A 25,831-nucleotide genomic window follows, 5' to 3' on the forward strand; every position below is an offset into this window, starting at 1 on the left:
CCTTATTTTAATATAATAAAAACTTTTAAGGGTATAGTAAACGAAAATTGCTGTCTTACATTTACAATACTACACCAAAATTTAAAAGATTTTCATATGCACAATAACCAAAAAATCAATGAGTTATTATTCCAAAAATTCAATTCAAACATCTGCATTCTTGGTAATTTCTCAAAAAGTAAATACACCTCTATACTAGATGTTGATAACGGAACTAACTTTATTATTTCAGATAATCTAATCTATTCCTTCAAAGATCATGAACGCCATCGCTGGCTTACAGTTGTAAATTCATTTCAGGCAAATGGAGAAGAATATTTTCCAAACATTGGCGACCATTATACTTTAGACAGCGGAATAAAATACAGTTTTACTACCAAAGAGGAAATTGTAGAAATGGCAGTTGCCTATTTCAGTAAACATGTATCAATAAGTTAATTTAGTTTACCTCAAATCTTTCTTGATCACCAAATATTTCAAATCGGTATTTCCAACATTTTTAATTCCGTGCTCCATATTTGAGGGACAGTAAAAACTAGTGTTTGGACCCGCAGTTTTGGTTTTTCCGTCGAGATAGAATTCTGCAGTGCCTTCAAGAATATAGAAAAATTCTTCTTCGATGTGTTTATGCGGAGCGTGTGTTGATTTTCCTGGTTCTACGATACTCATTTTAAGTGTGTTTTCGAGCGTAAAATCTTTATCGGCAAACCAATATTGATAACCTGCTTTTGTTTTTGTGGCTTTGTCTATTTCAAAATGATTGACACAGTTTTCGATTGTGTATTTGGGTTCTTCTGAAGTTGTTTGCTTTTTTACTTCTTGAGAAAAGCTAATTTGATGGAAAAATAGAACAGCTAATGTGGTTTTTATGATGGTTGTTGGTTTCATTATTTTTTTTGTAATGTTACAAAAAAATTTGGGACGCAAATTTGGGCCTTCATTTTTTTCCTTCTTTTCATACTCAAACTGGACTGAAGTCCAGCCCTACAATATAAATCATTCCTTCGGAATTTTATTCCGTCCAAAAAAGAGCCAAAGGCTCGAGGTATTTTGTAGAGATGGACTTCAGTCCAGTTTAATAACAGCAATAATTAATTTTTATGTTTTAATGCTTCTGATGCAAATTCATATTGGTTCTTAAAAATCCTTCAGTAAAGGATATACTTTTTTAAACTTATTGAACGCAGCTTCATATACATTTTTATGTTTCGTATTAGGAAAATAGGTTTGTCCCGTTTTGTTATCATTTGTGATCTTCTCGCCGAGTGATTTTAAACCTATAAGAACAGCTCCCCAAGAAGATCCTTCGATAGTTTGCGAGGTTTCAACCTGCATCTGAAAAATATCAGCAACCATTTGGAGCCATAGTTCGCTTTTACCAAATCCGCCGCTGGCCATAACTTTTGTTTCTTTTCTATGTTCGGGATCCGGAATTAAAATTTCTGTGATTTGGAACAATCCAAATAAAATTCCTTCTAAAGTGGCTCGTACCAAGTGCGCTTGTGTGTGTGTAATCTGCATTCCTAAAAGGGTTCCTTGAGCCGAGGCATCCCAAATTGGCGCTCGTTCTCCCAATAAATAAGGTACAAAAAGCAGTCCATCAGAACCCGCAGGAATTTTTGCGGCTTCTTCAATAAGAACCTCTAAAGATTGAGTTGTATTTAGCAAAGTTTCTTTCAGCCATTGTAAAACTATCGCGCCATTATTGACAGCACCTAAAGTAAGATATTGATTGTCCATCAAATGATAACACTGAGTGCGCATTTGGTCGTCAAGATACGGTTTGTCAATAGGCAGTCGAACTGCTCCGCTCGTGCCAATAGTTAATGCAATACAATTTTTGTTCATGGCGCCTGTTCCGAGATTGGCCAACGCACCGTCGCCACCACCCATTACATAAAGAAAATCATCTGAAATTCCTTTGCATCGGTGTGTGACTTCACAAACTTTAGATAGTTGGTGTGGCTTTATGTTCAAGAAATCCAAAACTTCCTCATCCCAATCTAAAGTATGAATGTTTAACAATCCGGTTCCGGACGCCATTGAAGTGTCTGTATAATATTCATTGGTCAAATGATGCCAGACATATTCTTTAATACTGATGAATTTATAGGTTATGGAAAATAGTTCAGAGTCAAATTCTTTGAACCAGGCAATTTTTGTCAAGGGAGAAAAAGGATGAATTGGTATTCCGGTTTTTTGATAAAAGTGTTTTCCCTGATCTGAATTTTTAAGTTTTTCGGCAATTCCCACAGCTCTGTTATCTGCCCATAAAATAGCATCTGTCAGTGGTTTTCCGTTTTCATCAATTGCAATAACACTTTGCATCGCCGAGCTAAAACTGATAAACTGAGGCTGAATTCCGTTTGTAATCTCGTTAATACATTCCTTTACGGTTCGCAAAATTTCATGCGGTTTTTGAACACTCCATTCCGGCTTGGGATGATACATTTTGTACGACTTAACAATTTGTCGAAGCACATTTCCCTGTTTATCAAAACAAACGGCTTTTGTAGCTGTTGTTCCAATGTCAATACCAATATACATTGCTTCCATGTTATTTATTTGATCCATAAATTTAAAAGTAATACCCCAATCAATCCCATTACTCCTATAATTGTTTCCATAACCGTCCAGGTTTTAAAAGTGTCCGACACGCTAATGCCAAAATATTCTTTAAACATCCAAAATCCGGTATCGTTTACATGCGAACACATTAAACTTCCAGCTCCAATAGACAAAACCATTAATTCCGGACTCACACCAGATGCAATCACTAAGGGCTGTACAATTCCGGCTGCGGTTAATCCGGCGACTGTCGCAGATCCTAAAGCAATGCGAATAATAGTCGCAATCAGCCAGCCTAAAAATAAAGGTGAAAGAGAGGATTGTTCAAAAAAAGTACTTAGATCTGTTCCTATTCCGCTGTCAATTAATACTTGTTTAAAAGCACCGCCGGCAGCAATTATTAAAATGATCATCGTAGCCGAGCTTAAAGCATTACCTGAGTTGCCCATAATATCCTGCATTTTTCTTCCGCGCAAAATGCCTAAGGTAAATACAGCAAAAAGTATTGCAATTAACATTGAAGTCATCGGATTTCCAATAAAAAGCAATACGGCAGATAACGCACTTTCTTTGGGCAATAGTAATTCACTGAACGTAGCTGTCGCCATTAAAAAAATTGGAACTAATGCCGTTACAATGCTAATTGTAAAAGAAGGCATTTCTGATTCTGAGAAAGTTTTACTGTCGAATAATCCTTTTGGGGGAAAAGCATTTATTTTTTTTATAAATTCAGGAAAGATGATTCCGGCCATGAAAAGTGCCGGAAGCGCAACTATAAGTCCGTAAAGAAGTGTTTTGCCAATGTTGGCTTTAAAAATAACTGCAATTGCTGTTGGTCCCGGATGTGGAGGCAAAAAACCATGCGTAATAGAAAGTGCCGATGCCATGGCAATTCCCAAATAAATGATAGGCTGTTTAGTGCTTTTGGCCACGGCAAAAACCATTGGAATCAAAATTATAAACCCTGCATTGTAGAACATCGAAATTCCAACAGAGAATCCGGTTATGACCATTGCCCATTTAATATGCTGAATACCAAAGGACCGAATCATGACAGAACTGATTCGCTGTGCAGCGCCACTATCGGAAAGCAAATTTCCTAAAATAACGCCAAAAGCAATAATTAAAATTAAAGAACCTAACGTACTTCCTATTCCCTGCTGTATCGAATTGATTAAATCCAGAAAAGGCATCTGCTTGAAAATGCCGACAAAGAAAGCGGCAACAATTAAGGAAATAAAGGCATTGAGTTTTACAACGGAAATTAGAATCAATAATAAGAGAATACCGGCAATTAGAATCAGTAGCGACATAATTTATTGATTAAGTGTTTTTTGAATTTGTCTCGTAAAAATATTACTTTCTACACGTAAAAAGTCGCCATTTCAAATTTAATATGTTAAATAACTTCATTTAAAATTGCTTAGGAAAATTATAAAAAAGATACCTTCTCGCCTAGCCCCGATCGAAACAGCATCTCCCGATTTAGAAAAACAAGGCTTTTTAGCCGTAGTTTTTGTTTATCGGGAATATAGTGGAGAGCGGGACTAAACGTTCTTTTGAAAACGGAATTTCTGCTCCTCAAAAGAATCTTAACCCAACTTTTCAGAATATCAGAAATAAAAACTACTTTTAAAAACGCTTCAAAAGCAACTTTTAAACCTTTTTATAATGCTCCAACTTAAAATAAAATCACAACTTATATTTGTTATTACTTTAATTTTTACAAATTTTATATCCGCTCAGACATCAAAAGAAAAAAGCTATAACTTAATAGCAAAAGGCGCAGTTCTCACAAAACTATCAGATCAATTCAGTTTTACAGAAGGACCTGCTTCGGATAAGAAAGGAAATATTTATTTTACGGATCAGCCTAATAATAGAATCATGAAATGGTCGGTTAATGGCGAACTTTCTGTTTTTATGGAAAATGCAGGAAGGGCTAACGGTTTGTACTTTGATCACACAGGCAACCTTTTGGCCTGCGCCGATGAAAAAAATGAGCTTTGGAAAATAGACCAAAACAAAAATTATACTGTACTATTAAACAACTTTGAAGGAAAAAGACTGAATGGTCCCAATGATCTTTGGGTTGATCCAAAAGGCGGTATCTATTTTACAGATCCTTTTTACCAAAGGGATTATTGGAAACATACCTCCAAAGAAATAGAGAAAGAATGTGTTTACTATTTATCTCCGGATAAATCCAAAATTATCAACGTTGAGAATGATCTTGTAAAACCTAATGGCATTATTGGAACTTCGGATGGAAAAACCTTATACGTAGCGGATATAGGAGCAAATAAAACGTACTCTTATACAATCGAAAGTAATGGCTCTTTAGGCAAAAAAACGCTGTTTACTGAATCAGGTTCAGATGGAATGACAATAGACGAGTCCGGAAACATTTACTTAACCGGAAAAGGGGTTACTGTATTCAATCCACAAGGAGAAAAAATAGCCCATATTGATGTTCCTGAACCATGGACAGCTAATGTTTGTTTTGGAGGAAAAAAATTTAAAACATTATTTATTACTGCCGGTAAAAGCGTTTATACAATAGAAATGAGTGTTCGGGGAATGAAGTAATCAATAAATCATCGATTTTATTATCGATTTTTCACAATCTTGTCATTTCGAGGAACGAGAAATCTTCGCAAGAAACTCCACAATCTAAATCGATAATCTTTGTCGAGCTACTTGCGAAGATTTCTCGTTCCTCGAAATGACAAACTTTGTGGTAAACTTTGACAAAGTTCTAATGAAAAAATTTATGTTCTCTCCTAGCCCCGATCGAAATGGCATCTTTTTGTGGTGGGGTTCACCACAAAAAATATAATGTAGAGCGGGACAAAACGTTCTTAAAAACGAAAAATGTCCTGCTTCTAAAAAATATTAAAAGCGAAAACCTCAATAAATTCAAGGCTTCCTAATCCATCTATGGAACAATAAGAAAATATTATGACAAATTTATTTCATAATTAGAAAAACCGCCATACATTTGCCTAACAGTGTTAAACAATTTAATACTCGAATATAATGGCTAGCAAAGATCGAATTTTAAGACAAAAAGAAGAGACAAGAAATAACATTCTTGGCGCTGCTTATGATATCGTAAAAGATGAAGGCTGGAATGGTTTGAGTATGCGTAAAATTGCCGACAGAATCGAATATACTGCTCCTATTATTTATGAATACTTTTCGAATAAGGAAGCAATATTGGAAGAATTGACAGGCAAAGGTTTTATTAAACTGACTAAGGAGCTACAGGTTGCAATAGATAAGTTTGAAAAACCGGAAGATCAATTAGAAGCCATGTGGATGACTTACTGGGACTTCGCTTTTACAAATACTGAAATGTATCAGTTAATGTTTGGTGTTCAAATGACCTGCTGCGCACAACGATGTTCGGCTCAAGAGGGGCCTTACAAATTATTCACCGGAGTTATTGCTGAAGTAATGAAAGACAGCAACCCAAGTGAAGATATCATTAAACAAAAATATTTTACTTTCTTTTCTGTTATTCATGGTTTAATCGCCATAAACATCATTAACAAAAGTGATATTTTAGAAACAATAAATGCTCAAATTTTGAAAGATGCCATTGGCGGTATCATCAAATCAATACAATAGTTTTTTTTTCACGTTTTACTTAACAGTGTAAAATAATTTAATTGGATAATACAAAATCCTTTTTTTTATAACGATAACTTAACACTGTTAGAAAATTTAATACAAGTAATATCGAGTTTTTTTACTCCTTTACTTAACAGTGATAAATAATTTAATTCCCATTTTGAGAGAGAATATGGATGGGACTGCTGTATGAAAATTTGCGCCCTTTTACTTAACAACGTTAGATAATTTAATTTAATTAGATATGAATCCCGAGAATTCCAGAATACCTAAAAATTTAATCCGAGAAAATGTTCAACCAATTAAAACCAATATGAAAATGAAAAATGTAATAATTATAACCAGTTTTATTCTGGCTTTAGTATTAAGCAACTGTGGCGACAAAAATCAGGCGCCTACTGCTCCACCACCACCGGTTTTACCAGTTTTAGCGATCACAAGTGCAAATACAACTACTGACGCTGAATATCCTGCTGCTATACAAGGAACTGTTGATGTTGAAATTCGTCCTCAGGTAAGCGGAAACCTTGACAGAATTTTTGTTGACGAAGGTGCTTATGTAAGCAAAGGACAAACTTTATTCAAAATAAACGAGCGTCCGTTTCGTGAGCAGTTAAACAACGCTTTAGCAAGCCTTCATGCTGCAGAAGCGGCTTTGATTAACGCTAATTTAGAAGTTGATAAACTGACTCCGCTTGTTCAAAACAAAGTAGTTTCTGATTACCAATTGAAAACAGCTAAAGCTTCTCAAAAAATCGCTGCTGCGAATATCGAGCAGGCTAAAGCAATGGTAGGTTCTGCTAAAATCAATTTAGGATACACTAATGTTACAGCTCCAGTGAGCGGATACATTGGAAGATTACCTAAAAAACAAGGAAGTTTAGTTTCTGCTTCTGATGTTGAAGCTTTAACTACTTTATCAGATGTTCATGAAGTATTTGCTTATTTCTCTTTAGGAGAAACTGATTTCATCAACTTTAAAGCACAATACGCTGGAAGTTCTCTTGGTGATAAAATCAAAAAATTACCTCCTGTTACTTTGATTTTAGCTGATAATAATGCTTATCCTCAAACCGGAAAAATCGATATGGTTGACGGTCAGTTTGATAAAACTACCGGAGCAATCACGATTAGAGCGACTTTCCCAAATGCAAACGGAACGTTACGTTCTGGAAACACAGGAAGAATCCGTTTAGGGTTACAGCACGACGATGCAATTTTAGTTCCACAGTCGGCTACAGTTGAAATGCAGGATAAAGTATTTGTTTTCAGTGTAGGTAAAGACAACAAAGTAACTAAAACGCCTATTACTATTGTGGGTAAAAGCGGTACTAATTATTTAATTAAAGAAGGTGTAAAAACGGGTGACCAAATCGTGTTAAGCGGTATTGACAAACTTCAGGATGGACAAGCGATTCAGCCAGAAAAATCAACTAAAGTTGCCGAAGTAACTAATAAAAAATAATTCTAAAAGACAATGTTCAAAATATTTATACAAAGACCTGTACTGGCAACCGTAATTTCCATTTTATTGGTAATTCTGGGGGTATTGGGTTTAACTAAACTGCCTTTACAACAGTTTCCTGATATTGCGCCTCCATCGGTTTTGGTAACGGCGGTATATCCGGGAGCCAACGCAGAAACGGTTTTACGTTCTGTGGCACCTTCAATCGAAGAATCTATAAATGGTGTAGAAAACATGACTTACATGAGCTCTACAGCAAGTAACGACGGTACTTTAGCGATTACTGTTTTCTTTAAACTGGGTACTGATGCTGACCAGGCTGCAGTAAACGTACAAAACAGAGTTGCTCAGGCAACGAGCCAGCTTCCTGCAGAGGTTGTACAGCAAGGTATTGTTACGGCGAAACAGCAAAACAGTTTCATCATGGCGATTGGTATGTATACCGATGATGAAGCAAAATACGATCAGACTTTTGTTGCCAACTATGCACAGATTAATATTATTCCGGAGCTAAAACGTATTCCGGGTGTAGGTTCTGCCAGTATTTTTGGTGGTGTAAAAGATTACTCAATGCGTGTTTGGTTAAACCCAACGCAAATGTCAACTTATAAAGTGACTCCAAGTGAAGTTATGGGCGCTATTCAGGACAAAAGTTTGGAAGCGGCTCCGGGTAAATTTGGAGAGCGAAGCAAAGAAGTTTTTGAATACGTTATTAAATACAAAGGGAAATTAACTAAACCAGAGGATTATGAAAATATTGCTATACGTTCTAATGCAGATGGTTCAGTACTTCGCTTAAAAGATGTTGCGAGAGTTGAACTTGGTGCTTACTCTTATAACAGTTTAACACGTTTAAATGGTAAAAAAGGAATTGTAATTGGGGTTATCCAGTTAGCGGGATCAAACTCAAATGATATTCAGATTGCCATTAACAAAATGATGGAAAAGGCTTCTAAAGATTTTCCAAAAGGCATAAAACACAATATTTTCTATAGTACAAAAGTATCTCTTGACCAATCTATCGAACAAGTTGAGCATACTTTATTAGAAGCTTTTATACTTGTATTTATTGTGGTATTTATCTTCTTGCAAGATTTTAGATCAACATTAATCCCGGCTATTGCTGTACCTGTAGCAATTTTAGGAACGTTCTTCTTCATGCAGTTATTCGGATTTTCGATCAACCTTTTAACACTTTTCGCATTAATTCTGGCGATTGGTATTGTGGTCGATGATGCCATTGTGGTAGTCGAAGCGGTGCATGCGAAAATGGAGCATAAACGCTTGTCTCCAAAAATCGCAACCCATGAAGCAATGCACGAAATAACGGGTGCTATTATCTCGATTACGCTGGTAATGGCTGCTGTATTCCTGCCGGTTGGTTTTATGGAAGGCTCAACAGGAGTTTTCTATCGTCAGTTTGCCTTTACTATGGCAATTGCAATTGTAATTTCGGCTGTTAATGCCTTAACATTGAGTCCGGCGCTTGCGGCATTATTCTTAAAGGATAATCACGCAGCACACGATCACGATCACGATGCGCCTTATGTGAAAAAAGGATTTAAAGAAAAATTCTTTACCGCTTTCAACAGCAGTTTTGAATCTTTAACGAATCGTTACGTAGGCGGACTTAAATTCTTAATCAGAAGAAAATGGTTGAGTTTAGGTGGATTAGGTTTAATTGTTGTGGCAACTATCGTAATGGTAAAAACAACTCCTGCAGGATTTATCCCAACAGAAGATCAAGGATTTATAGCAATTGCAGTAAATACGCCATCTGGAACATCATTAGACGGAACTCAAAAAGTAATGACCGAAGCTGAAAATACGTTAAAAGCATTAGACGCTTCTCGATTTGTAACAGCGATTTCAGGTTTCAACTTATTGACCAACTCTACAAGTCCATCTTCTGCAGTTGTATTCGTATTGCTTAAACCAAACGAAGAACGCGGCGAAGTAAAAAACATTGACGAAATCATGAATCAGGTTCGTGGTAAACTGGGCGCTATTTCCGGCGGAAGTTTCTTCGTATTCAGTTTCCCAACTGTTCCGGGATTTAGTAACGTTGAGGCTTTAGATTTAGTTTTACAAGATAAAACAGGAGGAAAACTGGATAAATTCAGTGGTATTTCTCAAAACTTTATCGGCGAATTAATGAAACGTCCGGAAATTGCAGTTGCCTTTACAAGTTTCAAAGCAGATTATCCGCAATTACAACTGGAAGTTAATGACGAAAAAGCAAATCAATTGGGTGTAAATGTAAAAGACATTTTACAAACCATGCAGGCTTATTTTGGTAGTGCGCAGGCATCTGATTTCAACCGATTTGGTAAATATTACCGTGTTGTAGTTCAGGCTGATATTGCCGACAGAGCTGATCCATCAGCAATTGACCGTGTATTTGTAAAAAACAGAACAGGTGAAATGGTTCCGATAAATACTTTAGTAAAATTAACACGTATTTATGGTTCAGAAACCGCTTCACGATACAATTTATTTAACTCAATTTCTATTAATGCGATTCCGAAACCAGGATTTAGTTCAGGAGATGCCATTAAAGCAATTGAAGAAGTAGCAGCACAACAATTACCTGCAGGTTACGGGTTTGAATTCTCGGGCCAGACTCGTGAGGAGATTTCATCTGGAGGACAATCTGCAACAATATTTTTACTGTGTTTGATATTCGTTTATTTCCTACTTGCTGCACAGTACGAAAGTTACATTTTGCCTTTGGCGGTAATCTTATCAATCCCTGCAGGTATTTTTGGAGTATTCGTAGCTATTGGTTTAACAGGTATTGAAAACAACATTTATGTACAAGTTGCCCTTGTCATGCTGATTGGGCTTCTCGCCAAAAATGCCATCCTGATCGTCGAATTTGCCGTGCAGAAAAGAAAATCGGGACAAGCGTTAATAAGAGCTTCAATCGATGCTGCAAAATTACGTTTACGACCAATTATCATGACGTCTCTTGCCTTTATCGTAGGTTTAATACCAATGATGAGCGCAAAAGGACCATCAGCTCAAGGTAACCACTCTATTAGTATTGGTGCCGCCGGAGGTATGATTTCAGGAGTAATTCTAGGTTTGTTTATCATTCCGGTATTATTCATCATCTTCCAGCATTTACAAGAAAAGGTTTCTGGAAAACCAGTTGCCGTAATCCATAATGAAGAAAAAGAATAAATGGAAAACTATATAACCACAGCTTTAGTAGCCATCATAATTGGCATCGCTTATATATCGTACAGAATCTCAAAAGATCTTGAAACCAGAAAAGATACTTGTACAGAAATTTAATAAAAGAACGAATGAAAAATCATATAACCAAAATCGTGACCTTCGCCATTCTGATCACGACATTAATATCCTGTAAAGTTTCGAAGGATATTGAAACTCCAAAAGATGCATTTCCTGAGAATTTCAGGAATGCATCGGTTTCAAGCGATACAACAAGTATTGCCGATGTGGAGTGGAAAAACTTCTTTACCGAAAAAGATATTATCAAATTGATCGACAGTGCCGTTGCGAGAAACAACGATTTGCAGATTGCCGAAAAGAACATTGAAATTGCACAATACAGATTTACGCAGTCAAAATGGGGAAATGTACCTCAGGTTAATTTATTTGTAACCGCAAGTACAAGCAATCCGTCTGACAATAGTTTTACAGGATTGAACTTAAACCAGGCAATTGGTGCCAAACATATCGACGATTATTCTGCCGGAGCTTCACTTTCTTGGGAAGCGGATATCTGGGGAAAAATCAGAAATCAGAAAAAAGGTGCTTATGCAGGATATTTACAATCTGCAGAAGTTAAAAAAGCATTGCAGACAAACATTGTTGCCAATGTTTCCAGAGGATATTATAATCTTTTAATGCTGGATGCTCAATTGGAAATTGCCAGACAAAATCTAAAATTAAATGATAGTACTACGAATATTATCAAATTAAAATACGATGCTGGTCAGGTAACTACATTGGCAATTCAACAATCTGAAGCGCAGAAATTAAACTCAGCACAGTTGATTCCGTTATTGGAACAAAACATCGCGATTCAGGAAAATGCTTTAAGTGTTTTAACAGGTTCTTTTCCAAATTCTAAAGAAAGAACAATTAAGTTAAGTGCAATTGAAGTTAAAAACAATACTGCTATCGGAATTCCGTCTTCATTAGTAAGCAGAAGACCTGATGTAAAAAGTGCCGAATTAGCCCTTAAAGCTGCAAATGCAAATGTTGGAATCACAAAAGCTGATTTATATCCAGCTCTAAGAATTACTGCTCAAGGCGGCGTAAACTCTTTTGAGACGAGCAATTGGTTCAACATTCCGGCTTCCTTATTCGGAACTGTTGCAGGAGGTTTAACACAACCGCTTTTGAACAACAAAAGAGTGAGAACTCAATATAATATCGCTGTTGCAGAAAGAGAAAAAGCCGTTTTAAGTTTTAGACAATCTGTTTTGGTTGCCGTAAGCGAGGTTTCTGATGCTTTGGTTAAAGTAGAGAAATTACAGCAGCAGGAAACTTTCCTGAAAGAAAAAGTAAAAACATTACAACAAGCAATTAAAAATGCCAACCTTTTATTCAAAAACGGTATGGCAGAATATCTTGAAGTTTTAACTGCGCAAGCGAATTTATTGCAAAGCGAACTTGAACTTGCTGATGTTAAAAGACAACAACTTACAGCCAATACTGAATTGTACCGCGCACTGGGCGGAGGCTGGAAATAATACCTGTTACATTACCCGTTAATTATTTATTTTTTGAGAGGAAAACGCTGTGAGACTTAGGTTTCATGGCGTTTTTTAGTTTTTTTTTGCCACTAAGGCACTAAGGCGCTAAGTTTTTTTTAAGTCTCTCGCAGATTTTGCAGATTCAGCAGATAAAAATCCTTTTAATCTGTGTAATCTGTGGCATAAAAAAAAATCTGCTTAATCTCCAAAATCTGCGAGAGCTTTTTTTATTCTCATTTTTTGTCAGGCTGAGCGAAGTCGAAGCCCCGCAATCAAAATCGACAATCTTTGCAGAGCCTCTTTGCGATCCTTCGACTTCGCTCAGGATGACAAACTATAGGTTTATTTCACCATAGTTATATTCAATCAAAAAAAATCTAAAATCTACCCTCTAAAATCTAAAATCCTCAAACTTGTCCCAAATGCCCCTAAAATAGTCGTAAATATGTATTTCATGAAAAAAACAAGAATAGTATATTTGTAACACGTTAACTAATAACTATTTAAAAATAAACCATATGAAAAAAGCAAAAATTATTTTTTGGATTACAACTATTATTATTTTTCTATTCGAAGGTGTTATGCCAGCTTTAACTTCTCAGTCTGAAATGGCAAAAGAAGGAATCAGACATTTAGGTTATCCTGAGTATTTTGGAAATGCACTGGTCATTTTCAAAATTCTGGGAGTTTTGGTATTAGTCATTCCATCGGTTCCTAAAAATGTAAAAGAATGGGCTTACGCCGGATTTGGTTTCGATTTTATATTTGCTTCCATAAGTCATTTTGCAGTTGACGGCATTAACTTTCAAAGCTTCTTTCCGTTAATCTTTTTAGTGATTTTGGCAATCTCTTATATCTATTATCATAAAATAGAGCGATACAAAAATATCGCTTTGTAAAACTTTCCTGCGATGATAGAAGTTTTTAAAACCAATGTTCAGGAAGTCGAACAATCTGCAATGATTGTTGGGAAACTTCTTGAACATTTCCCAACGAGCACTATCAATTTTGATCTCGAAGACTGTGACAAAATTCTGCGGGTTCACGCTGCTTTTATTTCAAATCATAAAATAATCGAACTTCTTAATTCGTATGGTTTTCATTGCGAAGTACTCCTGTAAAACCATAATTTACTGATTCACAAAAAATTAAAATAAAAATCGTAATTTTAAATTCCAATTTTTAAAATATAACGATATGAATATTCCTGCAGAACATCAAACCATAATGCCTTATTTAATTTTACAAGGCGCATCAAAATTCATAGATTTTACCAAAAAAGTATTTGGCGCATCAGAGACCAATACAAAGTCGGTTCGGGAAGACGGAACCATTATGCACGCCGAAATTACCCTAAACGGAAGCACCATAATGATTACTGATGAAATAACAGACTGGGCGAAACAAACTTCAAACTTATTTGTCTATGTTCCCAATGCCGATGAAACGTATAAAAAAGCCATAGAAAACGGCGCCGTTTCTTTAATGGGACTGAGCGATCAGGATTATGGCAGAACCTGCGGCGTAACAGATCCTTTTGGTAATGTCTGGTGGATTACATCTGTAAATTAGTCAACTAAAAAAATCAATAATATGAAAACAAATGTTCAAAAAGATATTGTTGAAACATTCAAAAAATTAAATGAAACCCTTTCTAAGTTTTCTGAAAATGAATTAAATCAAATTCCGTATCAGGGAAGCTGGACTCCCGGACAAGTCGTACAGCATATTATTTTAGCTTGTTCCGGATTTCCTGAATTATTTGCCGGAAATACCGAAAAAACAACCAGAAAACCTGACGAAAAAATTAAAGACATTGAAGGACTGTTTTTAAACTTCAATATAAAAATGGATGCACCGGTATTTCTTAAACCAGAGAAAAAAGAATACAATAAAAATGCCTTAAACATAGAATTACTCAGGCTGGAATCTGAGTTATTAGATTGTGCCGAAAAATACGATTTAACCCTAACCTGCTTAGATTTTCAGGTTCCCGGTTTTGACAAATTTACTATGTACGAATGGATTGATTTTGCATTAGTTCATACACAAAGACATACGCATCAATTAAATAGCATTTTTCAGTACATCACTAAACTTTAAATTAATGAGATCAAAATCTAGAACAATATTATATTCGGGTTTATTATCAGGTACATTAGATATTCTGGCAGCAATTTTAATCTATGCAGTTGTATTACATAAAACAACCGCTGTAAAAATTCTACAGTCTATTGCAAGTGGAATCTTTAAACAAGATGCTTATGCCGGCGGATCTCAAATGGCCTTTTATGGTTTACTGCTGCATTATTCTATCGCATTGATTTTTGCTTATTTTTATTTTAAAGCATATCCTTACTTCCCGTTTTTACAAAAGAGCTTTTTACTTTCGGGATTTCTATACGGTCTTTTCGTTTGGATTGTAATGAATCTTATTGTGCTGCCAATTGTATTTCCAAAACTTCCACCTAAACAATTTGATTTTCCTTTACTGCTTTCAATTTTGATTTTGATTTTCTGCATTGGTTTACCAATTGCTTTTGTAACTAAAAAGTTTTACAATAAACATTCATAATGTGAGATGTAAACTGAATCTTAGAATTTGGAATTTTGGATTTTGGATTTTGGATTTTGGATTTTGGATTTTGGATTTGGAATTTCAAACCTGAAACCTGAAACTTGAAACAAAAAAAGCGAAATCAACACAACAGCTGATTTCGCTTTTTTTTAAATAAACTTAAAAATTTAAACTCTTGTTCTTCCGCTTATTAATGAGATAATAAATAAAACTAAGAATATAAAGAATAAAATTTTTGCGATACTAGCGGCTCCGGCAGCAATTCCACCAAAACCAAAAATTCCGGCTACTATAGCTAGAATTATAAATGTGACTGTCCAACGTAACATAATATTAAAATTTAAGTTAATAATGTGACTTTTTACAAGTCTGATTTGTTTGTCTCTCAAAGTTCTATTTTACTTACAAAAACCATTAACTCAAATGGTATATTTTTTATCGCAATCCATTATAAATCATAATTTTATCAGTACTTTTAGAATTTCAGCCTCAATCTTATACAATTCCCATCCAAAAGCTTTAGAGTTAATTTTTTGATCGATTGAGTTAATTACCGCTGCGTTCCCAAGGTAATTTTATTTAAAATTAAAAACTGGTCATACTAGCTGATATTATTAAAGACACTGTATGCAGATTATGTGGTTTTCTCCATATATGCAACCATTTTTTTAATACCAATATATATTATTTATTACGGTGCCGCCGATGACAAGATTGCGGTGGCCTCACTGAACCTTGACGACTTATTAACAGAACTAAAACAGCATCCCATGAAGAAGATATCAAATAAATCGAAAATTGTTTTTCTTTCTACATTTCCACCAACTCAATGTGGAATAGCAACTTATACTCAGGATACAATTAAAGGAATTACCGATGTTTTTGGTAAATCAATAACTTGTGAAATTTGTGAATTGGTCGATAAACCGCAGACAAATCCAACACAGGCCTTTACATTAAATACAAAAGAAAGAGCAGAATACACAAAAGTTGCCGAGGAAATCAACAAAGATAAAAATGTAAAATTAGTTCATATTCAACATGAATTTGGTTTATTTGGCGGTAACTACGGAGACCATTTACTGGATTTTTTAAATGCAGTAAAAAAACCCTTAACCTATACTTTTCACAGCGTTATTCCAAACCCGAATAATGAATTAAAAACTTTTGTAAAATTACTTTTAAGCTATAGCAATTCTGTTTTTGTGATGACAAACCAGTCAAAAGAAATTTTGATAAAAGACTACGATATTAATGAAGATATAATTACAACTGTACCACACGGAACTCATATTGTAATTTATGAAGAACCGGCACAAGCAAAAGCAAAATTCGATATTCAAAACAAAATTGTACTTTCAACTTTTGGACTTTTAGGCGAAGGAAAAAATATCGAAACCGGTTTACAGGCTTTGGCTAAAATTGTCGAAAAAGAACCAAACGTATTGTATTTAATTATTGGCAAAACACATCCAAATTTAATTAAAGACGGAGTTGATACTTATAGAGATAAACTGGAAGCACTTGTTGACGAACTAAATTTACACAACAATGTTCGCTTCATCAATCAATATTTAGATACAGAGGAACTTTTAGAATATTTAAAAGCTACAGATATTTATTTGTTTACTTCAAAAGATCCAAACCAGGCTGTAAGCGGCACTTTTGCTTATGCTATGAGCTGCGCCTGTCCTATGGTTGCGTCAAAAATTGCGCATACAAAAGAAGTTTTAACTTCAGACTGCGGCGTTCTGGTTGATATTGGAAATGTGGATCAGTTTGCAGAAGAAACATTAAAATTAATTTCTGATGAAAATTTAAGACGTGAAATGGGAATCAACGCCTTTACTAAAATGAGAGCTTCATCTTGGGAAAATGCCGCATTAACACACATGGATACTTATAAAAAATTAATCGAAAATCCATCAGATATTAAATACAGTTATCCGGATATTCAATTAAGACATATTAAAAGATTAACTACAGATTTGGGAATTATTCAGTTTAGTAAAATTTCGGTTCCGGATTTGGAGTCAGGTTATACTTTAGATGATAATGCCCGTGCTTTGATTGCATTTTGTATGCACTATAAATTAACCAGAGACAAAGACGATCTTCCTTATATTTTAATTTATTTGGATTTTATCGAAAGATGCCAAAAACCAAAAGGAAATTTCATCAATTATGTCGATCAGGAAAACCGTGAACATATTGAACAAAATGCCGAAGTTAATTTAGAAGATTCAAATGCAAGAGCGATTTGGGCTTTAGGAACTGTAGTTTCAAATTCGGACATTCTTCCGGAAAACATTTCTAAAAAAGCGGCAAAATGTTTCCTTAATTCATTAAAATGGGCAGAAAATATTCAGTCGCCGCGTTCTATTGGTTTTGCAACAAAAGGATTATATTTATATCATAATGCAATTCCAAATTTATATGTTGCGGCCATCATTAATAAACTAAATGCCAAACTGCTGGCAAACTACGAAGATACAGCATCTGAAGACTGGCAGTGGTTTGAAAATTATTTAACGTACGGAAACGGAATTCTGCCAGAATCTATGTTATACGCCTATTTAATTACGAACAAACCCGTTTACAAAAAAGTAGCGTTAGATTCCTTAGATTTCTTGCTGTCGAAAACATTTGCAGACGGAAACTTTAAAGCCATTTCAAATCAAAGCTGGTATCATAAAGGTTCAGAACCACAGCAATATGGTGAACAGCCTATTGATGTTACCTATACAATTCAGACTTTAAATGCTTTTTACAACGCATTTGAAACTCCTGAATATAGAAAGAAAATGAAAATTGCATTTAACTGGTTTTTAGGAAAAAATCATTTAAATCAAATTATGTATAATCCGGTAAGCGGAGGCGGTTACGACGGTCTTGAAAGAAACAATGTAAACTTAAATCAGGGAGCAGAATCAACTGTGTGTTATTTAACCGCAAGATTGATAATGGAAAATTATGCTTTAGCCGAGTCTAAAGTTATTCCCTTAATTAAATCCAGAACCGGTGTAGCGATCAACTTATAGAATAAATTTCAATTTTTTAAAATTCCAAATTCCAATTTTGAGAATTTGAACATTCAATTTTACACATCAATTTTGAATTTGGAATTTAAATATTGTAATTTTATAAAAGCAATAGACTGACCAAAATTCTATTAAACCCGGAAAATCCCTTTCTTAATGAAAGGGATTTTTTGTTTTGTTAAAAAATAAACAAATAAATTTGCCTATCTACTAATAGGTAGTATATTTGCATGAAAAATCTATAACCATGACAACAAGAGAAGTAATTGTAGATAAAGCAGATCAGTATATTAGAAATAAAGGTTATAATGGCTTTAGTTTTAAAGATATTTCAAATGATATTGGTATAAAAACCGCTTCTATTCATTATCACTTCCCTACTAAATCAGATCTTGGTGTGGCAACTATTAAAGAACATATTACCCGATGTGAAGCTTTAAAGAAAAAAGTTGCCAATGAATCGCCATTAACAAAATTGGAAGCTTTCCTGGAAGTTCAGGCTCAGATAAAAAAAGAAAATAAAGTCTGTATTGTAGGTTCATTAGCTACCGATTTAAACACTTTAGATGATGCTATAAAAGCAGAACTTCAAGTATTTGCTCAAATCGTAATCAGCTGGCTTACTGAAATTTTAATTGAAGGAAAAAAACTTAACATATTTAATTTTGAAATGTTACCAAGAACAAAAGCCATAATGATCATAACGAATATGGTTGCGATTGTTCAGCTTTCAAGGCTTACAAACGATGAGGATTTTGAATTGGTAAGAGAAACAATAGTAACAGAATTAAGACCTAAAAAATAATGAAAAGAGTTGTAGTAACAGGATTAGGAGCAGTAACTCCCATTGGAAATAACGTTCAGGAATATTGGAATTCATTAATTAACGGAGTCAGCGGTGCGGCTCCAATAACAAGATTTGACACCACACAATTCAAAACTAAATTTGCATGCGAAGTTAAAAATTTTGATGCTTCGCCTATTTTTGAGAAAAACGAAATTAGAAAATACGACCTTTTCACGCAATACGCATTGTATGCCGCAGACGAAGCGGTAAAAAATGCTAATATTGATTTTGATTCCTTAAACAAAAACCGAATTGGAGTAATATGGGGCTGCGGCGACGGCGGTATTTCAACTTTTGAAGAACAAATTGGAGAATATAAATTAGGAAATGGCACGCCAAGATTTAGTCCGTTTTTCATTCCGAAAAGAATTGTGAATATAGCATCAGGAGTTATTTCTATCAAATACGGCCTTCGTGGAATTAACTATACCACTGCTGCAGCCTGTTCTGCCAGCAATACTGCAATCATAGATGCTTTCAATTACATTCGCTGGGGCAAGGCTGATATGATGATCACGGGTGGTTCTGAAGCCTCTGTTACAGAATCTTCCATTGGCGGTTTTAACGCTTCAAAAGCATTGTCTACCTTAAATGACGATTACAGTAAAGCCTCACGCCCTTTTGATGCGACAAGAGATGGATTTGTTTTAGGCGAAGGAGCCGGCGTCGTTATATTAGAAAGTTACGAACATGCTATAAAAAGAAACGCTGTAATTTTGGCCGAAATTGTGGGCGGCGGACTAGCTGCAGATGCGTACCATTTAACGGGAACACATCCTGAAGGTGAAGGGGCTGTTTTAGGAATGGAACTTGCTCTTGAAGAAGCCGGAATTTCTCCCGACCAAATTGATTACATAAATGCCCATGCAACTTCTACTCCAACCGGAGATTTAAGTGAGCTTAAAGCTGTAGAAAAAGTATTTGGAATAAATCCGAATGCGAATATCAGCGCCACAAAATCAATGACAGGACATTTACTTGGCGGTGCCGGAGCAATTGAAGCTATTGCCTGTATAAAAGCGGTTCAGGAAAATATTGTTCCACCAACGATAAACACTCAAAAGGTCGAACCAGAAGTCGCGGATAAATTTAATTTGACACTTGGAAAAGCACAATCCAGAATAGTTAATTATGCTATGAGTAATACTTTTGGTTTTGGCGGTCATGTAGCCAGTTCTATCTTTAAAAAATTTACAGAATAAACAATTACAATGTACTTCACTTTAAAAGGGGCAGTTTCAAAAGTTGGAGCTGCCCCTTTTTATTCTATATATTTCCTTGTTCCGTAGGAACATTTCATCGGTAGAAAATTATAGTGTTATCATCGTTTTACGTTCCGTAGGAACGTTTGATTTTGACATCATTTTTTAATAATCCCACACATCACACGTTCCTACGGAACGTAAATATGACTGGTGTTTATTTTTTTCTACCAATAAAACATTCTTATGGAATGATAACTTGATATACAAAAAGAGCTGTCTTAAAATCGAGACAGCTCTTTTATTTTTTAAAGAAATTGTGTAACGCAGCATTCGTAAAAATATTGTGATTTTATGAAAATTATATAAGGCTCAAAAAAAGTTGTGTAAAGTATTTTAACAAGTATAGAAGTAACTTTCATATATAATTTAAAAAGTGACATAAACTGTTAAATAATTGATTTTCAAATTACACCTAACCTAAAAACAAAACATTTTGATTCTCAGCCTAAAAAATACATTCGCACAAATTGGAGATGCAACATTGTTTGCCAAGAGGTTTTTTAAGGAGGTTTTTATTCCTCCTTATGAGGCAAAAGAGTTTTTGAAACAATGTTACATCATCGGTTACAAGTCATTGCCCTTGGTGGCAATTACCGGTTTTATTATGGGATTAGTACTCACGCTTCAATCCAGGCCTACTTTGGTGAAATTTGGTGCCGAAAGCTGGCTTCCCGGAATGGTTGCACTCTCTTTAATAAGAGAAATAGCGCCCGTTATTACAGCCTTAATCTGTGCCGGAAAAATTTCGTCAGGAATTGGTGCTGAACTAGGTTCTATGAAAGTAACAGAACAAATCGATGCCATGGAAGTTTCTGCCATTAATCCTTATAACTATTTGGTTGTAACCAGAATTTTAGCGTGTACGTTAATGGTTCCGATATTAGTAATTTTTGCTGATGCGATTGGAATTATTGGCGGTTACGCCGGAATAAATATTCATGGCGATGTCAATTTCTATCGCTATTTAACACAGATTATTCAGTCTTTAGAATTCTCAGATCTGATTCCGGCAACAGTAAAAACATTTTTCTTTGGTTATTTCATAGGGATGATTGGCTGTTATAAAGGATTTAATGCCGCAAACGGAACAGAAAGTGTAGGACGCGCTGCAAACTCAGCTGTAGTTACAGCTTCTTTAAGCATATTTATTATTGATATGGTTGCCGTACAATTAACCGATTTAATTTATTTAAAATGATTAAAGAAGAAAAAAATACCGAACCAAAAGCAAAAAGCAAAAAACTGACTCCAATTATTGAAATTAAGGATCTGCACAAAACTTTTGGCAAAGACAATACCGTTTTGAAAGGCATAAACCTAACCGTAAATAAAGGTGAAGATTTAGTGATTTTAGGTCGTTCCGGTTCTGGAAAATCGGTAACCATAAAGTGTATTGTAGGGTTAATTATACCGGATAAAGGTGAAATAAAAGTTTTTGACGAAGATTTACTTGCTCTTTCTAAAGATGAATTAAACAAAATGAGAGTCAAAATTGGATTTTTATTTCAAAGCGGCGCCTTATACGACTCTATGTCGGTTAGAGAAAATCTGGCGTTTACACTGCGTGCACACAAAAGAGATTTAACCGAAGATGAAGTGGAGAAAGAAGTTATTGAAGCTCTTGAAAGTGTTGGTTTAGGCGATGCAATTGACAAAATGCCGGCAGAATTATCAGGCGGAATGAGAAAGAGAATCGGCTTGGCAAGAACCCTGATTTTAAAACCTGAAATCATTTTGTATGATGAACCTACAACGGGTTTAGATACCATTACTTCAAGAGAAATCAGCGAATTAATTCTGGACATCAAAAACAAACAAAAAACATCATCGATCATTATTACGCACGATATGGCCTGTGCCAAATTAACAGCAGACAGAATTATGGTTTTAAAAGACGGCGTAATTCACGCTGAAGGAACATACGAAGAATTAGAAAAAGACGAAGATGAATGGGTACGCTCATTTTTTGAATAAACAGCAAAAATAAAACTAGAAATCATGGAGAAGCAATCTGGATATACTTGGAAATTAGGAATGTTTGTAACAGTTGGGCTGCTGCTTTTTATAATGGCCATTTATTTTATCGGAAAACAAAAAAACCTGTTTGGTTCGACATTCCATATCACATCAAAATTTAAAACGGTCAGCGGTTTAGAAGTGGGGAACAACGTCCGTTTTTCAGGTATTAACATTGGTACAGTCGAAGAAATCCGATTAATAAATGATTCTTCGGTAGTGGTTTCAATGGTTATAAAAGATGAAGTCCGCGAATTCATAAAAACAGACGCCCGTGCCAGCATTGGTTCTGACGGATTAATGGGTGACAAAGTCCTTACTATTACGCCCGGCGTAAAATCAACAAAAATCATCGAAGATAATGGAGCCATTGCTTCCATTAACGGAATAGAAATGAATGACATTATGAAAAGCGTTAAGAAAAGTGTCGACAACGTTGGTGTTATTTCTGAAGAACTTGCCATTTTCAGCCACAGTATGAATAACGGAAACGGTGCTTTGGCGCGATTAGTCCGTGATGATAAAATGGCAAACAGCGTTACGAATACGCTTTCAAATCTCGAAAGCGGTACAAAAGGTTTCAGCGAAAATATGGAAGCTGCAAAAAGCAATTTCCTGTTTAGAGGTTACTTTAAGAAAAAAGAGAAAGAAAAAGAAAAACAGAAAGAAGAAATAAAAGAGAAAAAAGAAGAACAGCAGGAAAAGGTTGCCAAAGAAAAAGAAGCCAAAGCTAAAGAAGAAAAAGAAAAACAGGAAAAAGCCAAAGAAGAGAAAGAAAAGCAAGACAAACAAAAAGCTGAAGAAGCAAAAAAAGACGCTGAGAAGAAAGACACTGAAAAGAAATAATCAAAACTCTACGCCATGAAAACTTCATATAAAAATATAAGCCTTAAAATACTAAAATGGACGGGAATAGTAATAGCAGGAATCCTGCTGTTACTTTTTTTGCTTCCGCTTTTATTTCCCGGAAAAATAGCCTCAGAAGTTAAAAAAATTGCCAACGAACGTTTAGACACCAACCTTGAGTTTTCGAAGTCTAACCTTTCGTTTTTTACGCATTTTCCATCGCTGACTGTTTCACTTGATGATTTATCGATGACAGGTTCCAAACCTTTTAGCAATGATACTTTATTAAAAGCAGATCAGGTTGCGTTTGGAATAAATTTGAAAAGACTGATTTTTGACAGTGAAGTTAAAATCAACAAATTATATGTCTCAAATGCTTTAATAAATGTAATGGTTAACGAAAAAGGACAAGCTAATTACAATATTTATGTTGCACCAGAAGATAGAAAAGACGAGAAAAAAGATCCAAATGCACCCGAAGAAGGAACTGCAATAAAACTGGAGCGAATTGATTTAGAAAACTGTCATGTAAAATACAATGACCGCTCGGCTAAAATTTTGGTCGATGCAAAAGGTTTTAATTATATCGGAAAAGGAAATCTAAGCGAAGATATTTTTGACCTGAATACAGATGCTGAGATTGACACTTTAGATTTTTATTACAACAGAACGGCCTATCTTAGAAAAAAAGCCGTACATGCCGATTTAATTACCAGAATAAACACACATGCACTTTCGTTTATTCTTCAAAAAAATGAATTACAGATTAATAAACTTCCCTTAACATTTACCGGATTATTTACCATTTTAAAAGACGGTTATAAAATCAATATCAAAGCGGCTTCAGAAAATACAACTGTAAAAGATTTACTTTCTGTTATGCCTCCGGAATATTTAACCTGGTTAGATGAAACCGAAATTTCCGGAAAAAGTGATTTAGTACTTTCTTTTAAAGGAGATTATAATGTTTCTAAAAAACAGAAACCCAATTTGGCTTTCAATCTAAAAGTGAAAGACGGAGCAATAAATTATCAAAATGCGCCTGTTCCGTTAACTGATTTTCAAATGGATTTAAACGCGATTCTGCCTTCGCTTGATACAGAACAATTGTTGGTAAATCTTAGAACTTTACGTTTTAAAGTGGGCGAAAAAGATTATTTCAATGCTTATCTGCACAGTAAAGGTTTAAGCGAAATGAATATCAACGCAAGCGTAAAAGGCGCACTTGATCTTGCTGTTGTCGATGCTGCAATAGGTCTAAATACCTTGGAATTAAAAGGACTTTTAAAAACCAATATTCAGGCAAAAGGGCTTTTTAGTACTTCAAAAAAATTATTTCCTAAAACAATTGGCGGTATTTCACTTAGAAACGGCTGGCTGAAAACAGACTCCTATCCTAACCCAATTACTGATATTACTTTTGTTGCTAACGTCTTGAACAAAGCCGGAACTTATGGAGATTTAATCGTGGCCGTCGCACCTGCATCATTTGTTTTTGAAGGAAATCCAATGTACATAAACGCCACTTTATCTGATTTTAGTGATTTGGCTTATAATGCAAAAATTAAAGGAGAACTGAATGTGGGCCGAATCTATCAGGTGTTTTCTCAAAAGGGCCTTGATGTTACCGGCTATGCAAAAGCTGATTTATCTCTTAAAGGGAAACAAAGTTACGCCACAACCGGACAATATAGTAAACTGGATAATCGAGGAACAATTTTGTTGAAAAACATCAAAGCAACATCTGAATTGTTTCCGAAATCTTTTTTTATCAAGCAGGGAAATTTCCGTTTTCAAAATGAGAAAATGTGGTTTGAAAAATTCTACGCTTCTTACGGAAAATCTGATTTTGATATTAACGGATATCTTTTAAATACGATTAATTATTTTCTGGAATCGCACGGAACTTTAAGTGGAGATTTCAACCTAAAATCAAAACTAATTAATGTTGATGAATTTATGGCACTTGAAAAAGGTGAAAATAAAGACCGAAAACTGGAAGTGGAATATGCAAAAGAAGATCATCCCAAAATGAGTGGTGTTGTTTTGGTTCCTAAAAACCTAAATGTTTCGCTTACAGCAAATGCTGATAAAGTAGAATATAACGGATTGAACTTAAATAAACTTTCCGGAAAAGTGGGCATTACAAAAGGGGCTTTATTTTTAGAAAATACCACTTTTAATATTATCGATTGTATTGTAGGGATTAATGCCGGATACAAAGATGAAACGCCGACTACAGCTCATTTTGATGCACATTTCAATGCAAAAGATTTTAGCGTTCAGCGTGCTTACAAAGAAATTCCGATGTTTCATGATATGGTTACGGCGGCAGAAAAAGCACAGGGAATTATTTCTGTTGATTATAAAATAAAAGGTGATTTAAACGGAAATATGGGGCCTATTTATGAATCGCTTGAAGGAGGCGGAACAATTAACCTGCGTGATGTAAAAATTAAAGGTTTAAAATTATTTGAAGGAGTAAGTTCTCAAACGGGACAAAAAGGATTGGATGATCCAAAAATGGAAGGAATCGAAATCAAATCGAATATTGATAATAATTTAATTCATATTGAGCCTTTTACATTTAGTGTGGCAAGTTTTAAACCCACTATTAAAGGAACGACCAGTTTTGACGGTCTTCTTGATTTACGAATGCGTTTAGGACTTCCGCCTGGCGGTATTATTGGTTTTCCAATTGTAATAACCGGAACACATGAAGATCCTAAAATTAAAATTTTCAGTAAAACAGGTCAGAAGATTTACGATGCTGTTTATGATGAAAAGAATAATAAAGTGATCAAAAAAGAAAAAGTCAGCAAGAAGAAAACATAAT

At 34.9% G+C, this 25,831-nt stretch carries 22 protein-coding genes; 18 read left to right on the forward strand and 4 right to left on the reverse strand.

What is annotated here, in order from left to right; genetic code table 11:
- Positions 1-96: 96 nt before the first annotated feature.
- Complete coding sequence (locus ASD98_RS01670; protein ID WP_056199246.1) at positions 97-438, forward strand: hypothetical protein; 342 nt, start codon at positions 97-99, stop codon at positions 436-438.
- Between the two features lie 6 nt (positions 439-444).
- On the opposite strand, the gene ASD98_RS01675 is transcribed toward ASD98_RS01670, so the two are convergent.
- The 3 genes from ASD98_RS01675 to ASD98_RS01690 form a co-directional block, all read right to left on the reverse strand.
- Positions 445-888 carry a cupin domain-containing protein gene (locus tag ASD98_RS01675; RefSeq protein ID WP_056199249.1) on the reverse strand — a complete coding sequence of 148 codons (444 nt, stop codon included), beginning with the start codon at positions 886-888 and terminating at the stop codon, positions 445-447.
- Between the two features lie 249 nt (positions 889-1,137).
- Positions 1,138-2,574, reverse strand: coding sequence for a gluconokinase (locus ASD98_RS01685; RefSeq protein ID WP_128414764.1), 1,437 nt, complete (start codon positions 2,572-2,574; stop codon positions 1,138-1,140).
- Positions 2,562-3,881 (reverse strand): gluconate:H+ symporter, encoded by a 1,320-nt coding sequence (locus ASD98_RS01690; RefSeq protein WP_056199254.1) that lies wholly within the window; start codon positions 3,879-3,881, stop codon positions 2,562-2,564. The genes ASD98_RS01685 and ASD98_RS01690 overlap by 13 nt, the downstream gene beginning before the upstream one ends.
- A gap of 358 nt (positions 3,882-4,239) precedes the next feature.
- Here ASD98_RS01690 and ASD98_RS01695 point away from each other — a divergent pair, with 358 nt between their 5' ends.
- From ASD98_RS01695 to ASD98_RS01740, 10 genes are all read left to right on the forward strand, one after another.
- A complete protein-coding gene (locus ASD98_RS01695) occupies positions 4,240-5,157 on the forward strand; it encodes an SMP-30/gluconolactonase/LRE family protein (protein WP_056199258.1) in 918 nt (305 codons plus the stop codon).
- 450 nt (positions 5,158-5,607) lie between these two features.
- Positions 5,608-6,201, forward strand: a complete 594-nt coding sequence (locus ASD98_RS01700) for a TetR/AcrR family transcriptional regulator (RefSeq protein ID WP_056199262.1) — start codon at positions 5,608-5,610, stop codon at positions 6,199-6,201.
- Positions 6,202-6,448: 247 nt separating this feature from the next.
- Positions 6,449-7,669, forward strand: coding sequence for an efflux RND transporter periplasmic adaptor subunit (locus ASD98_RS01705; RefSeq protein ID WP_056199266.1), 1,221 nt, complete (start codon positions 6,449-6,451; stop codon positions 7,667-7,669).
- 12 nt (positions 7,670-7,681) lie between these two features.
- Entirely contained in the window at positions 7,682-10,855 is a 3,174-nt protein-coding gene (locus tag ASD98_RS01710) for an efflux RND transporter permease subunit (protein ID WP_056199268.1), read from the forward strand.
- A 125-nt stretch (positions 10,856-10,980) separates the two neighbouring features.
- Positions 10,981-12,399: a TolC family protein gene (locus ASD98_RS01715; RefSeq protein WP_056199271.1), complete on the forward strand. Its 1,419-nt coding sequence runs from the start codon at positions 10,981-10,983 to the stop codon at positions 12,397-12,399.
- A 521-nt stretch (positions 12,400-12,920) separates the two neighbouring features.
- Positions 12,921-13,301 carry a DoxX family protein gene (locus tag ASD98_RS01720; RefSeq protein ID WP_056199275.1) on the forward strand — a complete coding sequence of 127 codons (381 nt, stop codon included), beginning with the start codon at positions 12,921-12,923 and terminating at the stop codon, positions 13,299-13,301.
- Between the two features lie 12 nt (positions 13,302-13,313).
- Positions 13,314-13,523 carry a hypothetical protein gene (locus ASD98_RS01725; RefSeq protein ID WP_056199278.1) on the forward strand — a complete coding sequence of 70 codons (210 nt, stop codon included), beginning with the start codon at positions 13,314-13,316 and terminating at the stop codon, positions 13,521-13,523.
- Between the two features lie 76 nt (positions 13,524-13,599).
- A complete protein-coding gene (locus ASD98_RS01730) occupies positions 13,600-13,974 on the forward strand; it encodes a VOC family protein (protein WP_056199281.1) in 375 nt (124 codons plus the stop codon).
- A 21-nt stretch (positions 13,975-13,995) separates the two neighbouring features.
- Positions 13,996-14,505 carry a DinB family protein gene (locus ASD98_RS01735; RefSeq protein ID WP_056199286.1) on the forward strand — a complete coding sequence of 170 codons (510 nt, stop codon included), beginning with the start codon at positions 13,996-13,998 and terminating at the stop codon, positions 14,503-14,505.
- A 4-nt stretch (positions 14,506-14,509) separates the two neighbouring features.
- Complete coding sequence (locus ASD98_RS01740) at positions 14,510-14,977, forward strand: hypothetical protein (RefSeq protein ID WP_056199290.1); 468 nt, start codon at positions 14,510-14,512, stop codon at positions 14,975-14,977.
- Between the two features lie 170 nt (positions 14,978-15,147).
- On the opposite strand, the gene ASD98_RS01745 is transcribed toward ASD98_RS01740, so the two are convergent.
- Entirely contained in the window at positions 15,148-15,309 is a 162-nt protein-coding gene (locus ASD98_RS01745) for a DUF1328 domain-containing protein (protein WP_073417710.1), read from the reverse strand.
- Positions 15,310-15,750: 441 nt separating this feature from the next.
- On the opposite strand from ASD98_RS01745, the gene ASD98_RS01750 reads away from it, so the two are divergent.
- The 7 genes from ASD98_RS01750 (at position 15,751) to ASD98_RS01780 (ending at position 25,830) form a co-directional block, all read left to right on the forward strand.
- Entirely contained in the window at positions 15,751-18,021 is a 2,271-nt protein-coding gene (locus ASD98_RS01750) for a glycosyltransferase (RefSeq protein WP_056199642.1), read from the forward strand.
- 247 nt (positions 18,022-18,268) lie between these two features.
- Positions 18,269-18,826 carry a TetR/AcrR family transcriptional regulator gene (locus ASD98_RS01755; RefSeq protein WP_056199297.1) on the forward strand — a complete coding sequence of 186 codons (558 nt, stop codon included), beginning with the start codon at positions 18,269-18,271 and terminating at the stop codon, positions 18,824-18,826.
- A complete protein-coding gene (fabF, locus tag ASD98_RS01760; protein WP_056199300.1) occupies positions 18,826-20,070 on the forward strand; it encodes a beta-ketoacyl-ACP synthase II in 1,245 nt (414 codons plus the stop codon). Before ASD98_RS01755 ends, fabF begins: the two co-directional genes overlap by 1 nt.
- 496 nt (positions 20,071-20,566) lie before the next feature.
- Positions 20,567-21,331: an ABC transporter permease gene (locus tag ASD98_RS01765; protein WP_056199303.1), complete on the forward strand. Its 765-nt coding sequence runs from the start codon at positions 20,567-20,569 to the stop codon at positions 21,329-21,331.
- Positions 21,328-22,107 (forward strand): ABC transporter ATP-binding protein, encoded by a 780-nt coding sequence (locus tag ASD98_RS01770; RefSeq protein WP_056199306.1) that lies wholly within the window; start codon positions 21,328-21,330, stop codon positions 22,105-22,107. The genes ASD98_RS01765 and ASD98_RS01770 overlap by 4 nt, the downstream gene beginning before the upstream one ends.
- Positions 22,108-22,131: 24 nt before the next feature.
- The gene (locus ASD98_RS01775) at positions 22,132-22,995 is read left to right on the forward strand and encodes an MlaD family protein (protein ID WP_056199309.1); all 864 of its coding nucleotides are present in this window, start codon (positions 22,132-22,134) and stop codon (positions 22,993-22,995) included.
- A gap of 15 nt (positions 22,996-23,010) precedes the next feature.
- On the forward strand, positions 23,011-25,830 hold the full coding sequence (locus ASD98_RS01780; protein WP_056199312.1) for an AsmA family protein: 2,820 nt from the start codon (positions 23,011-23,013) through the stop codon (positions 25,828-25,830).
- The last annotated feature ends 1 nt before the right edge of the window (position 25,831 follow it).

The organism is Flavobacterium sp. Root186 (assembly GCF_001428525.1).
Lineage (GTDB): Bacteria > Bacteroidota > Bacteroidia > Flavobacteriales > Flavobacteriaceae > Flavobacterium.

Bases quoted from the DNA above. Each gene is read 5' to 3' on its own strand.
- ASD98_RS01750 (WP_056199642.1), top strand. From the start codon at position 15,751: ATGAAGAAGATATCAAATAAATCGAAAATTGTTTTTCTTTCTACATTT.
- ASD98_RS01725 (WP_056199278.1), top strand. From the start codon at position 13,314: ATGATAGAAGTTTTTAAAACCAATGTTCAGGAAGTCGAACAATCTGCA.
- ASD98_RS01695 (WP_056199258.1), top strand. From the start codon at position 4,240: ATGCTCCAACTTAAAATAAAATCACAACTTATATTTGTTATTACTTTA.
- ASD98_RS01705 (WP_056199266.1), top strand. From the start codon at position 6,449: ATGAATCCCGAGAATTCCAGAATACCTAAAAATTTAATCCGAGAAAAT.
- ASD98_RS01675 (WP_056199249.1), bottom strand. From the start codon at position 888: ATGAAACCAACAACCATCATAAAAACCACATTAGCTGTTCTATTTTTC.
- ASD98_RS01735 (WP_056199286.1), top strand. From the start codon at position 13,996: ATGAAAACAAATGTTCAAAAAGATATTGTTGAAACATTCAAAAAATTA.
- ASD98_RS01700 (WP_056199262.1), top strand. From the start codon at position 5,608: ATGGCTAGCAAAGATCGAATTTTAAGACAAAAAGAAGAGACAAGAAAT.
- ASD98_RS01745 (WP_073417710.1), bottom strand. From the start codon at position 15,309: ATGTTACGTTGGACAGTCACATTTATAATTCTAGCTATAGTAGCCGGA.
- ASD98_RS01775 (WP_056199309.1), top strand. From the start codon at position 22,132: ATGGAGAAGCAATCTGGATATACTTGGAAATTAGGAATGTTTGTAACA.
- fabF (WP_056199300.1), top strand. From the start codon at position 18,826: ATGAAAAGAGTTGTAGTAACAGGATTAGGAGCAGTAACTCCCATTGGA.
- ASD98_RS01715 (WP_056199271.1), top strand. From the start codon at position 10,981: ATGAAAAATCATATAACCAAAATCGTGACCTTCGCCATTCTGATCACG.
- ASD98_RS01720 (WP_056199275.1), top strand. From the start codon at position 12,921: ATGAAAAAAGCAAAAATTATTTTTTGGATTACAACTATTATTATTTTT.
- ASD98_RS01780 (WP_056199312.1), top strand. From the start codon at position 23,011: ATGAAAACTTCATATAAAAATATAAGCCTTAAAATACTAAAATGGACG.
- ASD98_RS01740 (WP_056199290.1), top strand. From the start codon at position 14,510: ATGAGATCAAAATCTAGAACAATATTATATTCGGGTTTATTATCAGGT.
- ASD98_RS01770 (WP_056199306.1), top strand. From the start codon at position 21,328: ATGATTAAAGAAGAAAAAAATACCGAACCAAAAGCAAAAAGCAAAAAA.
- ASD98_RS01755 (WP_056199297.1), top strand. From the start codon at position 18,269: ATGACAACAAGAGAAGTAATTGTAGATAAAGCAGATCAGTATATTAGA.
- ASD98_RS01670 (WP_056199246.1), top strand. From the start codon at position 97: ATGCACAATAACCAAAAAATCAATGAGTTATTATTCCAAAAATTCAAT.
- ASD98_RS01685 (WP_128414764.1), bottom strand. From the start codon at position 2,574: ATGGATCAAATAAATAACATGGAAGCAATGTATATTGGTATTGACATT.
- ASD98_RS01730 (WP_056199281.1), top strand. From the start codon at position 13,600: ATGAATATTCCTGCAGAACATCAAACCATAATGCCTTATTTAATTTTA.
- ASD98_RS01690 (WP_056199254.1), bottom strand. From the start codon at position 3,881: ATGTCGCTACTGATTCTAATTGCCGGTATTCTCTTATTATTGATTCTA.
- ASD98_RS01710 (WP_056199268.1), top strand. From the start codon at position 7,682: ATGTTCAAAATATTTATACAAAGACCTGTACTGGCAACCGTAATTTCC.